Source organism: Pseudomonas antarctica (assembly GCF_001647715.1).
In the GTDB taxonomy this organism is placed as follows: domain Bacteria; phylum Pseudomonadota; class Gammaproteobacteria; order Pseudomonadales; family Pseudomonadaceae; genus Aquipseudomonas; species Aquipseudomonas antarctica_A.
Genome location: NZ_CP015600.1, coordinates 145,313 through 164,186, shown reverse-complemented (window position 1 = coordinate 164,186; position 18,874 = coordinate 145,313). Strand labels below are relative to the sequence as shown.

Sequence of the window (18,874 nt, the reverse complement as noted above, 5' to 3'; positions counted from 1 at the left end):
GAGGCGATTGTTTAGGATGGCGACCAGAAGGTCAATAGTTTGGCATAAACTAGATCGCTAAAAAATATAGCCAAATATTTGACGTCATTAACACCATAGACTACGCCCCTACTGTCTGGCGCCCTAACTTGGGCTGCCACATGGATTTCATCAGAACGGAACGCCGGAGAAAATTTTAATGAGCAGTGTTGTTGCCATCGTCAAAAGCATTGTTGGTCAAGTTTTCGTTATTTCTCCGGAAGGAACGCGCCGAGTCCTCGTTGAGGGCGACCGCCTGTTCGCAGGCGACCAGGTAGACACCGGCCTGTCTGGCGCTGTCAGCCTGGAGCTGGCCGACGGCCGCACACTGGACCTGGGCCGTGATACCCAATGGAGCGCCGATTTGCCGGACTCCAGCGCCGACCTGGCTGCTGCCGCTGAAAACGCTGCGCCGTCGGTTGCCGAGCTGCAACAAGCCATCGTCGCGGGCGCCGACCCGACCACCGACCTGGAAGCTACCGCTGCCGGCGCGACTGCGGCCGGTAACGGCGCTGCAGGCGGGGGCCACAGTTTCGTTGTACTGGATGCAACCGCTGGCCGTGTCGACCCCACGATCGGTTTCCCGACCGGCCCGCTGGGCCAGGGCGCTTCGACACTGACCCAACTCACGGGCGCCCAGGCCGCCGCCAATACGGGCAACCTGGCCTTGCAGGCCTCGACGCTGAGCCTGAGCGCGACCCCAACCATCACCGAAGCCGGCGGCGTACTGACCTACACCGCCACCGTGACCCAGGCGCCATCCAGCGACCTGAGCATCACCCTGTCCAATGGCGCGGTGATCACGATCAACGCCGGCCAGCTGACCGGCACCGTCAACGTACCGCTGGCACCGAATGACAGCCCCTACATCGACGCAAGCCAGATCACCGTCAACGTCACCGGCACCACCGGCGGCAACAACCTAGTACTGACCCTCGACCCTAATCCGGCCGTTACTCAGATTACCGATACCATCGATACCACTACCGTTACGCTGACCGCAGGTCAAAACGTGACCGAAGGTGGGCAGATCACCTACACCGCTACGTTGACCAATCCTGCGCAGACTCCGGTAACTGTCACCTTGAGCAATGGCTCGGTGATTACCATCAAGGCTGGCGAGTCGGTTGGCACTGTCGTGGTCGATACACCGGCTAATGACGTCTACAACAACGGTTCGACCGTCAGCACCACGATTACCGGTGCGACCGGCGGCAACTTCGAAAATCTGGTGCCAAGCACGACGCCTGCGGTCACCACGATTACTGATTCGATCGACACCACCACCGTCACGCTGACGGCGGGCAACACCGTGACCGAAGGCGGTCAGATCACCTACACCGCCACGTTGACCAACCCGGCGCAGACCCCAGTGACTGTCACTTTGAGCAATGGCTCGGTGATTACCATCAAGGCTGGCGAGTCGGTCGGCACTGTCGTGGTCGATACCCCGGCTAATGACGTCTACAACAACGGTTCGACCGTCAGCACCACGATCACCGGTGCGACCGGCGGCAACTTCGAAAATCTGGTGCCGAGCACGACGCCTGCGGTCACCACGATTACTGATTCGATCGACACCACCACCGTCACGCTGACGGCGGGCAATACCGTGACCGAAGGCGGTCAGATCACCTACACCGCCACGCTGACCAACCCGGCGCAGACCCCAGTGACTGTCACCTTGAGCAATGGCTCGGTGATTACCATCAAGGCTGGCGAGTCGGTTGGCACGGTTGTGGTCGATACACCGGCTAACGACGTCTACAACAACGGTTCGACCGTCAGCACCACGATCACCGGTGCGACCGGCGGCAACTTTGAGAACCTGGTGCCGAGCACGACGCCTGCGGTCACAACGATTACTGATTCGATCGACACCACCACCGTCACCCTGACGGCGGGCAATACCGTGACCGAAGGCGGTCAGATCACCTACACCGCTACGTTGACCAACCCGGCGCAGACCCCAGTGACTGTCACCTTGAGCAATGGCTCGGTGATTACCATCAAGGCTGGCGAGTCGGTCGGCACTGTCGTGGTCGATACCCCGGCTAATGACGTCTACAACAACGGTTCGACCGTCAGCACCACGATCACCGGTGCGACCGGCGGCAACTTCGAAAATCTGGTGCCGAGCACGACGCCTGCGGTCACCACGATTACTGATTCGATCGACACCACCACCGTCACGCTGACGGCGGGCAATACCGTGACCGAAGGCGGTCAGATCACCTACACCGCCACGCTGACCAACCCGGCGCAGACCCCAGTGACTGTCACCTTGAGCAATGGCTCGGTGATTACCATCAAGGCTGGCGAGTCGGTTGGCACGGTTGTGGTCGATACACCGGCTAACGACGTCTACAACAACGGTTCGACCGTCAGCACCACGATCACCGGTGCGACCGGCGGCAACTTTGAGAACCTGGTGCCGAGCACGACGCCTGCGGTCACAACGATTACTGATTCGATCGACACCACCACCGTCACCCTGACGGCGGGCAATACCGTGACCGAAGGCGGTCAGATCACCTACACCGCTACGTTGACCAACCCGGCGCAGACCCCAGTGACTGTCACCTTGAGCAATGGCTCGGTGATTACCATCAAGGCTGGCGAGTCGGTTGGCACGGTTGTGGTCGATACACCGGCTAACGACGTCTACAACAACGGTTCGACCGTCAGCACGACGATCACCGGTGCGACCGGCGGCAACTTCGAAAATCTGGTGCCGAGCACGACGCCTGCGGTCACCACGATTACTGATTCGATCGACACCACCACCGTCACCCTGACGGCGGGCAACACCGTGACCGAAGGCGGTCAGATCACTTATACCGCTACGTTGACCAATCCTGCGCAGACGCCGGTAACTGTCACCTTGAGCAATGGCTCGGTGATTACCATCAAGGCTGGCGAGTCGGTTGGCACGGTTGTGGTCGATACACCTGCTAACGACGTCTACAACAACGGTTCGACCGTCAGCACCACGATTACCGGTGCTACCGGCGGCAACTTTGAAAATCTGGTGCCGAGCACGACGCCTGCGGTCACCACGATTACTGATTCGATCGACACCACCACCGTCACGCTGACGGCCGGCAATACCGTGACCGAAGGCGGTCAGATCACCTACACCGCTACGTTGACCAACCCAGCGCAGACGCCGGTAACTGTCACCTTGAGCAATGGCTCGGTGATTACCATCAAGGCTGGCGAGTCGGTTGGCACGGTTGTGGTCGATACACCTGCTAACGACGTCTACAACAACGGTTCGACCGTCAGCACCACGATTACCGGTGCTACCGGCGGCAACTTCGAAAATCTGGTGCCGAGCACGACGCCTGCGGTCACCACGATTACTGATTCGATCGACACCACCACCGTCACGCTGACGGCGGGCAACACCGTGACCGAAGGCGGTCAGATCACCTACACCGCCACGTTGACCAATCCAGCGCAAACGCCGGTAACTGTCACTTTGAGCAATGGCTCGGTGATTACCATCAAGGCTGGCGAGTCGGTTGGCAGCGTGATCGTCGACACCCCGCCGAACGACGTCTACGTAAACGGCAGCACTGTCAGCACCACTATCGCGAGCGCGACGGGCGGCAATTTCGAGAACCTGGTGCCGAGTACGACCCCTGCGGTCACCACGATTACTGACTCGATCGACACCACTACCGTCACGCTGACGGCTCCGTCGCAGGTTAGTGAGGGCGGCCAGATCACGTACACCGCTACGCTTTCCAATAAAGCGGGTACTGACGTCACCCTGAAACTCGACAACGGCTCGACGATCACCATCAAAGCCGGTGACACAGTCGGCACTGTGACTGTCCCAGCGCCAAGCGATGACGTGTTCATCGACAAGAGCACTCAGACCGTCAAGATCACTGACACCGCTGGTGGCAACTTCGAGAAGTTGGACGTTGCTGGCGACGGTGCAACAACGACGATCAACGACACCATCGACAAGGTTGATGTGGTTCTGACTGCCACTACCACTATTGGCGAAGGCGGCAACATCGTTTACACCGCGTCGCTGGTCGACAAGTCGGGTAACGCGGTGACTAACATCACCAACCCGCTGACCGTCACTCTGGACAACGGCCAGACCATCACTATCGGTGTGAACCAGTCCAGCGGCACCGTCACCACCGTGGCACCGAACGACGTCTACAAAGGCGACCAGACCGTCACCACCGCAATTAAGGGTGTGACCGGCGGCGAGCACTTCGAAAACCTGGTGCCGGGTACTACGCCGGTTAACACCACTGTCACTGATACTCCAGGCACTGCGGACACCACCACCGTAACGCTGACTGCGCCAAGCGCAGTCAACGAGGGTGGCCAAATCACCTACACCGCAACCTTGAGCAACAAGGCGGGTACCGACGTCACCCTGAAATTGGATAATGGTTCGACCATCACCATCAAGGCTGGCGACACCGTCGGCACCGTAACTGTCCCAGCACCTAGCGATGACGTGTTCATCGACAAGAGCACTCAGACGGTCAAGATCACTGACACCGCTGGTGGCAACTTCGAGAAGCTGGAAGTAGCAGGCGACGGCGCAACGACGACGATCAACGACACCATCGACAAGGTTGATGTGGTTCTGACTGCCACCACCACCGTTGGCGAAGGCGGCAATATCGTTTACACCGCGTCGCTGGTCGACAAGTCGGGTAACGCGGTGACTAACATCACCAACCCACTGACCGTGACCTTGGATAACGGCCAGACCATCACAATCGGCGTGAACCAGTCGAGCGGCACGGTCACCTCCGTGGCGCCGAACGATGTGTACAAAGGCGATCAAACTGTAACGACGGCTATCAAAGGCGTAACCGGCGGCGAGCACTTCGAGAATTTGGTTCCTGGCACTACGCCGGTTAACACCACTGTCACTGATACTCCAGGCACTGCGGACACCACCACCGTAACGCTGACCGCGCCAAGCGCAGTCAACGAGGGTGGCCAAATCACCTATACCGCAACCTTGAGCAACAAGGCCGGCACCGACGTCACCCTGAAACTGGATAATGGTTCGACCATTACCATCAAGGCCGGCGACACCGTCGGCACCGTGACTGTCCCAGCACCTAGCGATGACGTGTTCATCGACAAGAGCACTCAGACGGTCAAGATCACTGACACCGCTGGTGGCAACTTCGAGAAGCTGGAAGTAGCAGGCAACGGCGCGACCACAACGATCAACGACACCATCGACAAAGTTGATGTCGTACTGACTGCCACCACCACCGTTGGCGAAGGCGGTAATATCGTCTACACCGCCAGCCTTGTGGATAAAAACGGCGCGGCAGTGACCAACATCACCAACCCGCTGACCGTGACCTTGGATAACGGCCAGACCATCACCATCGGTGTGAATCAGTCGAGCGGTACCGTTTCGGTTGTAGCTCCAGATGACGTCTACAAAGGCGATCAAACCGTCACCACCGCAATTAAGGGTGTGACCGGCGGCGAGCACTTCGAAAACCTGGTGCCTGGTACCGATAAAGTCACCACCACTGTGACTGACACTCCGGGCACTGCCGATACCACTACCGTGACCCTGACGGCTCCGTCCGAGGTGAGTGAAGGCGGTCAGATTACGTACACCGCTACGCTTTCCAATAAAGCGGGCACCGACGTAACCCTGAAACTCGACAACGGCTCGACGATCACCATCAAAGCCGGCGACACCGTCGGCACCGTGACTGTCCCAGCACCTAGCGATGACGTGTTCATCGACAAGAGCACTCAGACCGTCAAGATCACCGACGCTGCTGGCGGCAACTTCGAGAAGCTGGAAGTAGCAGGCGACGGCGCAACAACGACGATCAACGACACCATCGACAAAGTTGATGTGGTTCTGACCGCTACCACCACCGTTGGCGAAGGCGGCAATATCGTCTACACCGCCAGCCTTGTGGATAAAAACGGCGCGGCAGTGACCAACATCACCAACCCGCTGACCGTGACCTTGGATAACGGCCAGACCATCACCATCGGTGTGAATCAGTCGAGCGGTACCGTTTCGGTTGTAGCTCCAGATGACGTCTACAAAGGCGATCAAACCGTCACCACCGCAATTAAGGGTGTGACCGGCGGCGAGCACTTCGAAAACCTGGTGCCTGGTACCGATAAAGTCACCACCACTGTGACTGACACTCCGGGCACTGCCGATACCACTACCGTGACCCTGACGGCTCCGTCCGAGGTGAGTGAAGGCGGTCAGATTACGTACACCGCTACGCTTTCCAATAAAGCGGGCACCGACGTAACCCTGAAACTCGACAACGGCTCGACGATCACCATCAAAGCCGGCGACACCGTCGGCACCGTGACTGTCCCAGCACCTAGCGATGACGTGTTCATCGACAAGAGCACTCAGACCGTCAAGATCACTGACGCTGCTGGCGGTAACTTCGAGAAGCTGGACGTTGCTGGCGACGGTGCGACCACCACGATCAACGACACCATCGATAAAGTTGATGTGGTTCTGACCGCTACCACCACCGTTGGCGAAGGCGGCAATATCGTTTACACCGCGTCGCTGGTCGACAAGTCGGGTAACGCGGTGACTAACATCACCAACCCGCTGACCGTGACCTTGGATAACGGCCAGACCATCACAATCGGCGTGAATCAGTCGAGCGGCACCGTCACCACCGTGGCGCCGAACGACGTTTACAAAGGCGATCAAACCGTAACGACCGCTATCAAAGGCGTAACCGGCGGCGAGCACTTCGAAAACCTGGTGCCGGGCACTACGCCGGTTAACACCACCGTTACCGACACACCAGGCACTGCCGATACCACTACCGTGACCCTGACGGCTCCGTCCGAGGTGAGTGAAGGTGGTCAGATTACGTACACCGCTACGCTTTCCAATAAAGCGGGCACCGACGTAACCCTGAAACTGGACAACGGCTCGACGATCACCATCAAAGCCGGCGACACAGTCGGCACTGTGACGGTCCCAGCGCCAAGTGATGACGTGTTCATCGACAAGAGCACTCAGACCGTCAAGATCACCGACGCTGCTGGCGGTAACTTCGAGAAGCTGGAAGTAGCTGGCGACGGTGCGACCACAACGATCAACGACACCATCGACAAAGTTGATGTGGTTCTGACCGCTACTACTACCGTCGGCGAAGGCGGCAACATCGTTTACACCGCTTCGCTGGTCGATAAGTCGGGTAACGCAGTAACTAACATCACCAACCCGCTAACCGTCACTCTGGACAACGGCCAGACCATCACTATCGGCGTGAACCAGTCGAGCGGCACCGTCACCACCGTGGCGCCGAACGATGTGTACAAAGGCGACCAGACCGTTACCACTGCCATCAAAGGCGTAACGGGCGGCGAGCACTTCGAGAATTTGGTTCCTGGTACTACGCCGGTTAACACCACCGTTACCGACACACCAGGCACTGCCGATACCACTACCGTGACCCTGACGGCTCCGTCCGAGGTGAGTGAAGGCGGTCAAATTACGTACACCGCTACGCTTTCCAATAAAGCGGGTACTGACGTCGCCCTGAAACTCGACAACGGCTCGACCATCACCATCAAGGCCGGCGACACAGTCGGCACCGTGACTGTCCCAGCGCCAAGCGATGACGTGTTCATCGACAAGAGCACCCAGACCGTCAAGATCACCGACGCTGCTGGCGGCAACTTCGAGAAGCTGGAAGTAGCAGGCGACGGCGCAACAACGACGATCAACGACACCATCGATAAAGTTGATGTGGTTCTGACTGCCACCACCACCGTTGGCGAAGGCGGCAATATCGTCTACACCGCGTCGCTGGTCGATAAGTCGGGTAACGCAGTAACTAACATCACCAACCCGCTGACCGTGACCTTGGATAACGGCCAGACCATCACAATCGGCGTGAATCAGTCCAGCGGCACCGTCACCACCGTGGCGCCGAACGACGTTTACAAAGGCGACCAGACCGTTACCACTGCCATCAAAGGCGTAACCGGCGGCGAGCACTTCGAGAATTTGGTTCCTGGTACTACGCCGGTTAACACCACCGTTACCGATACCCCGGGCACTGCGGACACCACCACCGTCACTTTGACCGCGCCAAATGAAGTCAACGAGGGTGGCCAGATCACCTACACCGCAACCTTGAGCAACAAGGCCGGCACTGACGTCACTCTGAAGCTCGATAACGGCTCGACCATCACCATCAAAGCCGGTGACACAGTCGGCACCGTGACTGTGCCAGCGCCAAGCGATGACGTGTTCATCGATAAGAGCACTCAGACCGTCAAGATCACTGACACCGCTGGTGGCAACTTCGAGAAGCTGGACGTTGCTGGCAACGGCGCGACTACCACGATCAACGACACAATCGACAAAGTTGATGTGGTTCTGACCGCTACCAACACCGTCGGCGAAGGCGGCAGCATCGTTTACACCGCCAGCCTTGTGGATAAAAACGGCGCGGCAGTGACTAACATCACCAATCCGCTCACCGTGACCTTGGATAACGGCCAGACCATCACAATCGGCGTGAATCAGTCGAGCGGCACCGTCACCACCGTGGCGCCAAACGACGTCTACAAAGGCGATCAAACCGTCACCACCGCAATTAAGGGTGTGACCGGCGGCGAGCACTTCGAAAACCTGGTCCCTGGTACCGATAAAGTCACCACCACTGTGACTGACACTCCGGGCACTGCTGACACCACCACTGTCACCCTGACGGCTCCGTCCGAGGTGAGTGAGGGTGGCCAGATCACCTACACCGCAACCTTGAGCAACAAGGCCGGCACTGACGTCACTCTGAAGCTCGATAACGGCTCGACCATCACCATCAAAGCCGGTGACACAGTCGGCACCGTGACTGTGCCAGCGCCAAGCGATGACGTGTTCATCGATAAGAGCACTCAGACCGTCAAGATCACTGACACCGCTGGTGGCAACTTCGAGAAGCTGGACGTTGCTGGCAACGGCGCGACTACCACGATCAACGACACAATCGACAAAGTTGATGTGGTTCTGACCGCTACCAACACCGTCGGCGAAGGCGGCAGCATCGTTTACACCGCCAGCCTTGTGGATAAAAACGGCGCGGCAGTGACTAACATCACCAATCCGCTCACCGTGACCTTGGATAACGGCCAGACCATCACAATCGGCGTGAATCAGTCGAGCGGCACCGTCACCACCGTGGCGCCAAACGACGTCTACAAAGGCGATCAAACCGTCACCACCGCAATTAAGGGTGTGACCGGCGGCGAGCACTTCGAAAACCTGGTCCCTGGTACCGATAAAGTCACCACCACTGTGACTGACACTCCGGGCACTGCTGACACCACCACTGTCACCCTGACGGCTCCGTCCGAGGTGAGTGAGGGTGGCCAGATCACCTACACCGCAACCTTGAGCAACAAGGCCGGTACTGACGTCACTCTGAAGCTCGATAACGGCTCGACCATCACCATCAAAGCCGGCGACACCGTCGGCACTGTGACTGTGCCGGCGCCAAGCGATGACGTGTTCATCGACAAGAGCACTCAGACCGTCAAGATCACTGACACCACTGGCGGTAACTTCGAGAAGCTGGAAGTAGCTGGCGACGGCGCGACCACCACGATCAACGACACCATCGACAAAGTTGATGTGGTCCTGACCGCTACTACTACCGTCGGCGAAGGCGGCAATATCGTCTACACCGCCAGCCTTGTGGATAAAAACGGCGCGGCAGTGACTAACATCACCAATCCGCTCACCGTGACCTTGGATAACGGCCAGACCATCACAATCGGCGTGAATCAGTCGAGCGGCACCGTCACCACCGTGGCGCCAAACGACGTCTACAAAGGCGATCAAACCGTCACCACCGCAATTAAGGGTGTGACCGGCGGCGAGCACTTCGAAAACCTGGTCCCTGGTACCGATAAAGTCACCACCACTGTGACTGACACTCCGGGCACTGCTGACACCACCACTGTCACCCTGACGGCTCCGTCCGAGGTGAGTGAGGGTGGCCAGATCACCTACACCGCAACCTTGAGCAACAAGGCCGGTACTGACGTCACTCTGAAGCTCGATAACGGCTCGACCATCACCATCAAAGCCGGCGACACCGTCGGCACTGTGACTGTGCCGGCGCCAAGCGATGACGTGTTCATCGACAAGAGCACTCAGACCGTCAAGATCACTGACACCACTGGCGGTAACTTCGAGAAGCTGGAAGTAGCTGGCGACGGCGCGACCACCACGATCAACGACACCATCGACAAAGTTGATGTGGTCCTGACCGCTACTACTACCGTCGGCGAAGGCGGCAATATCGTCTACACCGCCAGCCTTGTGGATAAAAACGGCGCGGCAGTGACTAACATCACCAATCCGCTCACCGTGACCTTGGATAACGGCCAGACCATCACAATCGGCGTGAATCAGTCGAGCGGCACCGTCACCACCGTGGCGCCAAACGACGTCTACAAAGGCGATCAAACCGTCACCACCGCAATTAAGGGTGTGACCGGCGGCGAGCATTTCGAAAACCTGGTGCCGGGTACTACACCTGTAAACACCACCGTGACCGACACGCCGGGCACCGCTGATACCACCACCGTCACTTTGACCGCGCCAAGCGCAGTCAACGAAGGCGGTCAGATTACGTACACCGCGACCTTGAGCAACAAGGCCGGCACCGACGTCACCCTGAAACTGGATAATGGTTCGACCATTACCATCAAGGCCGGCGACACCGTCGGCACTGTGACTGTCCCAGCGCCAAGCGATGACGTGTTCATCGACAAGAGCACTCAGACCGTCAAGATCACTGACACCACTGGCGGTAACTTCGAGAAGCTGGAAGTAGCTGGCGACGGCGCGACCACCACGATCAACGACACCATCGACAAAGTTGATGTGGTCCTGACCGCTACTACTACCGTCGGCGAAGGCGGCAACATCGTTTACACCGCCAGCCTTGTGGATAAAAACGGCGCGGCAGTGACTAACATCACCAATCCGCTCACCGTGACCTTGGATAACGGCCAGACCATCACAATCGGCGTGAATCAGTCGAGCGGCACCGTCACCACCGTGGCGCCAAACGACGTCTACAAAGGCGATCAAACCGTCACCACCGCAATTAAGGGTGTGACCGGCGGCGAGCATTTCGAAAACCTGGTGCCGGGTACTACACCTGTAAACACCACCGTGACCGACACGCCGGGCACCGCTGATACCACCACCGTCACTTTGACCGCGCCAAGCGCAGTCAACGAAGGCGGTCAGATTACGTACACCGCGACCTTGAGCAACAAGGCCGGCACCGACGTCACCCTGAAACTCGACAACGGCTCGACGATCACCATCAAAGCCGGCGACACCGTCGGCACTGTGACTGTCCCAGCACCTAGCGATGACGTGTTCATCGACAAGAGCACTCAGACGGTCAAGATCACTGACGCTGCTGGCGGTAACTTCGAGAAGCTGGACGTTGCTGGCGACGGTGCGACCACCACGATCAACGACACCATCGACAAAGTTGATGTGGTCCTGACCGCTACTACTACCGTCGGCGAAGGCGGCAACATCGTCTACACCGCGTCGCTGGTCGACAAGTCGGGTAACGCGGTGACTAACATCACCAACCCGCTGACCGTGACCTTGGATAACGGCCAGACCATCACAATCGGCGTGAATCAGTCGAGCGGCACCGTCACCACCGTGGCACCGAACGACGTTTACAAAGGCGACCAAACCGTAACGACCGCTATCAAAGGCGTAACCGGCGGCGAGCACTTCGAGAATTTGGTTCCTGGCACTACGCCGGTGAACACCACCGTGACCGACACACCGGGCACCGCTGATACCACCACCGTCACTTTGACCGCGCCAAGCGCAGTCAACGAAGGCGGCCAGATTACGTACACCGCAACCTTGAGCAACAAGGCCGGCACTGACGTCACTCTGAAGCTCGATAACGGCTCGACCATCACCATCAAAGCCGGTGACACCGTCGGCACTGTGACTGTTCCAGCACCTAGCGATGACGTGTTCATCGACAAGAGCACCCAGACCGTCAAGATCACCGACGCTGCTGGCGGTAACTTCGAGAAGCTGGAAGTAGCTGGCGACGGTGCGACCACAACGATCAACGACACCATCGACAAAGTTGATGTGGTTCTGACTGCCACCACCACCGTTGGCGAAGGCGGCAACATCGTCTACACCGCCAGCCTTGTGGATAAAAACGGCGCCTTGGTGACCAACATCACCAACCCGCTGACCGTGACCTTGGACAACGGCAAAACCATCATCATCGGTGTGAACCAGTCCAGCGGTACCGTCACCACCGTGGCGCCGAACGACGTTTACAAAGGCGACCAAACCGTAACGACCGCTATCAAAGGCGTAACCGGCGGCGAGCACTTCGAGAATTTGGTTCCTGGCACTACGCCGGTGAACACCACCGTCACTGATACTCCAGGCACTGCGGACACCACCACCGTAACGCTGACCGCGCCAAGCGCAGTCAACGAGGGTGGTCAGATTACGTACACCGCTACGCTTTCCAATAAAGCGGGTACTGACGTCACCCTGAAACTCGACAACGGCTCGACGATCACCATCAAAGCCGGTGACACCGTCGGCACGGTGACCGTCCCCGCTCCGAGCGATGACGTGTTCATCGACAAGAGCACCCAGACCGTCAAGATCACTGACGCTGCTGGCGGCAACTTCGAGAAGTTAGAAGTTGCTGGCAACGGTGCGACCACCACGATCAACGACACCATCGACAAAGTTGATGTGGTTTTGACTGCCACCACCACCGTTGGCGAAGGCGGCAACATCGTCTACACCGCCAGCCTTGTGGATAAAAACGGCGCCTTGGTGACCAACATCACCAATCCGCTGACCGTGACCTTGGACAACGGCAAAACCATCACCATCGGTGTGAACCAGTCCAGCGGTACCGTTTCGGTTGTAGCTCCAAATGATGTGTACAAAGGCGATCAAACCGTAACGACGGCTATCAAAGGCGTAACCGGCGGCGAGCACTTCGAGAATTTGGTTCCTGGTACTACGCCGGTGAACACCACCGTGACCGACACACCGGGCACCACCGACCTCACCAGCGTCACGCTGACCGCACCAAGCGCAGTTAACGAGGGCGGCCAGATCACCTACACCGCCACCTTGAGCAACAAGGCCGGCACCGACATGGTGGTCCAGCTCGATAACGGCGCCAGCATCACCATCAAGCAAGGTGCGACCGTAGGCACCGTGACCGTCCCTGCTCCGAGTGATGACGTGTTCATCGACAAGAGCACCCAGACCGTCAAGATCACCGGTACCACCGGCGGTAACTTCGAGGGTGTGACCATCACTCCAGGTGGCGCGACCACCACGATCAACGACACCATCGACAAGGTTGATGTGGTTCTGACCGCTACCACCACCGTTGGCGAAGGCGGCAATATCGTCTACACCGCCAGCCTTGTGGATAAAAACGGCGCCTTGGTGACTAACATCACCAATCCGCTGACCGTGACCTTGGACAACGGCAAAACCATCACTATCGGCGTGAACCAGTCCAGCGGCACCGTCACCACCGTGGCGCCAAACGACGTGTACAAAGGCGATCAAACCGTCACCACCGTCATCAAAGGCGTGACCGGCGGCGAGCATTTCGAAAACCTGGTGCCGGGCACTACGCCGGTGAACACCACCGTGACCGACACACCGGGCACCACCGACCTCACCAGCGTCACGCTGACCGCACCAAGCGCAGTTAACGAAGGCGGCCAGATCACCTACACCGCCACCTTGAGCAACAAGGCCGGCACCGACATGGTGGTCAAGCTCGATAACGGCGCCAGCATCACCATCAAGCAAGGTGCGACCGTGGGCACGGTGACTGTCCCAGCGCCAAGCGATGACGTGTTCATCGACAAGAGCGTCCAGACCGTCAAGATCACCGGTACCACCGGCGGTAACTTCGAGGGTGTGACCATCACCCCAGGTGGCGCGACTACCACGATCAACGACACCATCGACAAAGTTGATGTGGTTTTGACTGCCACCACCACCGTTGGCGAAGGCGGCAACATCGTCTACACCGCCAGCCTTGTGGATAAAAACGGCGCCTTGGTGACCAACATCACCAACCCGCTGACCGTGACCTTGGACAACGGCAAAACCATCACCATCGGTGTGAACCAGTCCAGCGGCACCGTTTCGGTTATAGCTCCAAATGATGTGTACAAAGGCGACCAGACCGTCACCACCGTCATCAAAGGCGTAACCGGCGGCGAGCATTTCGAAAACCTGGTGCCGGGCACTACGCCGGTGAACACCACCGTGACCGACACACCGGGCACCACCGACCTCACCAGCGTCACGCTGACCGCACCAAGCGCAGTTAACGAGGGCGGCCAGATCACCTACACCGCGACCTTGAGCAACAAGGCCGGCACCGACATGGTGGTCCAGCTCGATAACGGCGCCAGCATCACCATCAAGCAAGGTGCGACCGTAGGCACGGTGACCGTCCCTGCTCCGAGTGATGACGTGTTCATCGACAAGAGCACCCAGACCGTCAAGATCACCGGTACCACCGGCGGTAACTTCGAGGGTGTGACCATCACCCCAGGTGGCGCGACTACCACGATCAACGACACCATCGATGACGTGACCGTCTCGCTTAAGGCCACCGGTTCGGTCAATGAGGGCGGCCAGATCGTCTACACCGCCTCCCTGGTCGACAAGAATGGTGCAGCAGTGACCAACGTCGGTTCCGACTTGGTGGTGAAGCTGGATAACGGCTCGACCATTACCATCGGCAACGGCAAGTCCAGCAGCACCGTTACGGCTGTTGCGCCTAACGACGTGTACGTGGGTGCCAATGATGTCAGCACCAAGATCACTGGCGTAGTCAGCGGCGGCGACAAGTACGAACACCTGATCGTCGACGGCAGCACCGTGGTCACCAAAGTGACGGATGTAGTTAACAGCACCACCATCAGCATCACCGGCGACGCTTCGGTGACTGAAGGCGGCACTGCGCACTACACGCTGACCCTGAGCAACCCGGCACAAACCGATATGACCGTGACGCTCAAGTACAGCGGCACCGCCACCGACGGTTCGGACTTCAACGGCGTGTACACCGTGAAGATCCCGGCCGGCTCCAGCAGCGTGCCGTTTAACATCGCCACGATCGACGACAAGATCACCGAGCCGACGGAACAGATTGTCATCACCATCGACAAGACCACCGGTGGCAACTTCGAGAGCCTGGTGATCGGCAATGGCAGCGTCAGCACCAACATCATCGACAACGATGCGCCGCCGGTTATCGACCTGGATGCCAACAATTCCAGCGGCGCCACGGGTGCCGACTATAAGACGTCGTTCACCGAAGGCGGCACTGGCGTGTCGATTGCTGACACCGATATCAAGATTACCGATCCGGACAGCACCCAACTGACCGGCGCCACCGTGGTGCTGACCAACACTCAGCAGGGCGACTCGCTGAACGTCACAAACGTCACCGGCATCACCGTGACCCCGACGACTGACCCTGCCACGGGCAAGATCACGCTGACACTGACCGGCACGGCGTCGCTGGCTGACTACATGCAGCAGATCAAGAACATCACGTTCACCAACAGCAGCCACGACCCGAGCACCACGCCGCGCGTGATTACCGTGACCGTGACCGATGGCGGCAACTACTCCAACGTCGCCACCACCACGATTAACGTCGTGGCCGTCAACGATCCGCCGGTAGCCACTGGCAGCGCCGTGACCGGCACCGAAGACACGGCGCTGGCACTGACCTGGGCCAACTTCGGCGTCACCGATGTGGACTCGCCACAAGCCAGCCTCGGCGTGAAGATCACCGACCTGCCGGTGGCCGGCAAACTGCAATACCTGGCAGCGGATGGCTCCACCTGGAGTAACGTGACCGCTGGCCAAACCTTCACCAAAGCCCAGATCGACGGCGGCCAGTTGCGCTTCATGCCTAACGCCAACGAGTCCGGCACCAACGGTTATGGCGGCACCGGCATCGGCAACCAGCAGGCCGATTACGCGCAGTTCAAGTTCCAGCCGACTGATGGCAAGGACTTGGGCAATAGCGCCACGGTGAAAGTCGATATCACGCCGGTAGCTGACGCACCGACCCTGACTGTGGCCGACAACAACGTGAGCTCGATCGGCCTGATCAAGCAAAGCTGGAACAGCATCGCGGGTATCGGCACTAACGGTAACGGCGCGGCACCGGCCGACCTGAAAAACGCGATTGATAACGCCGGCACGCCGAACAGCAGCGGGGTCGTGACCAATGTCGAGTCCACCGCCAACGTCGCCGCAGGTGCAGGCTCGAAGATCTCCGGCCTGATGTACATGGAAGCCGGCAAGTCCTACACCTTCAGCGGCACCGGCGATGACAGCCTGGTGATCAACGTCGGCGGCAAAGACGTGGCCAGCGCGCAGTGGGGCACCAACAGCGGCAAGTTCACCGGCACTTTCACCCCGACGGTGAGCGGTTACTACAGCCTTGAGATCTACCACGCCAACCAGTCCGGCCCTGGCAGCTATGACGTCAACCTGTCGGTCAACGGCGGCGCGGTCCAGGACCTGAGCACCAGCGGCGTGCCGTTGTATACCGGTATCACTGACCTGACCAACGCCGGCGTGACCGTGTCCGACCTGCATGGCAGCAACGGTGACGGTTACTACGTGGGCTACAAGCTCAACGAAGGCCAGGAAAACGGCACCGTGAAGCTGTCCAAGGTCACCACCGCGCTGACCGACACTGACGGCTCCGAGACCTTGAGCGTGAAGATCGGCGGCGTACCGGCCGGCTCGGTACTGACCGATGCTTCCGGGCACACCTTCACGGCCACCAAGACCGTGGGCGAAGTCAACGTCACCGGCTGGGACCTGAGCACCCTGACGATCAAGCCGCCGACCTACTACAGCGGCCAGTTCAACCTGACCGTCACCTCGACCTCCACCGAAAGCCTCGGCGGTTCGGCCATCACCACCGCGCAATTGCCGGTCACGGTGTACCCGGCCACCTACAGCTCGGTGACGGGCACTTCGGGCAGTGACAATATCACCGGCACCGATGGCAACGACATCGTCGTGGCCGATATCGGCGGCCTGAACGTGGTGCAGGGCAAGAACTACAACATCGCGTTCATGGTGGACAGTTCCGGCAGTATGAGCACCACCTCGATCAACGCGGCGAAGGCGTCGCTGACATCGGTGTTCAATTCGCTCAAAGACAGCCTGGGCGCCAACACGTCCGGGAGTGTGAATATCTTCCTGGCGGACTTCGATACCCAGGTGAACAAGTCGGTCGCGATCAACCTCAACGATCCAAATGCTCTCGTCTTGCTCAAGGCGGTGCTGGATTCGATGGTGTCCGGCGGTGGTACCAACTATGAAGACGTATTCAAGACCACGGCCAACTTCTTCCAGAGCGGCCTGGCCACCGGCAACACCGGTGCCACCAACCTGACCTACTTCATCACCGACGGCCAGCCGACGTACTACCAAAGCGGCGAGCAGACCAACCCGACGCTGTATGGCAACGTCAAGTTCGATGATGTGGTGACCACCGCCAACTACACACCAGGCACGACGGTCGCCAAGTATCTGGACAGCACTCACTACTTCAGCATCGACTCCTCGGGCAATGCTGTACTCCAGACCCTGAGTGGCAACAGGTGGTACAGCAGCAATCTGGGCACTGTCCATGCCCAAGGTGACGGCACCTTCGAGCTGTCCAACCTTGCGGGCGCGGGCAGCAGCACCGACTCGGCGACACTGAGCAACGCCCAAAGCGCCTTTGCGCTGCTGGGTGGGCTGTCGCAAGTTGAAGCGATCGGCATCAACAGCGATGTCACCCTCAACGACCTGAAGCCGTACGACAGCGATGGCAAACCGCAAAGCAACATCGATCCGAAGGATCTGGCCAATGCCATCCTCGGCCACACCGAGGCAACACTGCCAGGCTCCGACACCATCAACGGTGGTGACGGCAATGACATCATCTTCGGCGACCTGGTGAGCTTCAGCGGGATTACCGGCGAGGGTTACAACGCACTGCAGGCCTTCGTCGCGCAGAAAACCGGTGTAGCCGTCTCGGCGGTGACCACCTCGAACGTGCATCAGTACGTGACCGAGCATTACGCAGACTTCGATGTGTCCGGCGCCAAGGACGGCAACGACACGCTGCTGGGCGGCACCGGTGATGACATCCTGTTCGGCCAGGGCGGCAATGACTACCTGGACGGCGGCAAAGGCAATGACATCCTGCTGGGCGGTACCGGTAACGACACCTTGATCGGCGGCCCGGGCAACGACATCCTGATTGGCGGTTCGGGGGCCGACACCTTCGTGTGGAAGGCCGGTGACATCGGCAACGATGTGATCAAGGACTTCAAGGCGTCGGAAGGTGACCGGATCGATCTCAAGGATCTGTTGAAAGGTGAGACGGACAGCACCATCGACAACTACCTCAAGATCACCACGGTAGAGGGCGTGTCGACCCTGCAAATCAGCAGCGAAGGCAAGCTCAACGCCGCCGGCGGCCTGGCCAACGCTGACGTGACGATCAAGCTGGAAGGCAACGATTGGTCGCACACCAGCATCAACTCGCTGATCAGTGGTGCCGACCCGACCATCAAGATCGACCACACCGCCTAAGCCTCGGTTTATCGGCCGCCCCCAGGGGCGGCCGATTTATTTGCACGACAGGTGGCTGGCCCTGGCGCAGGGTTGCATCGCATACTCGCGCCCATAAACACACCATTGACCTATGCTGGTGAACGCGTGTGG

At 59.1% G+C, this 18,874-nt stretch carries 1 protein-coding gene; it reads left to right on the top strand.

Features of this window, described 5'->3' with window-relative positions; genetic code table 11:
• Positions 1 to 178 precede the first annotated feature (178 nt).
• Positions 179 to 18,742, top strand: coding sequence for a retention module-containing protein (locus A7J50_RS00665; protein ID WP_064450090.1), 18,564 nt, complete (start codon positions 179 to 181; stop codon positions 18,740 to 18,742).
• The last annotated feature ends 132 nt before the right edge of the window (positions 18,743 to 18,874 follow it).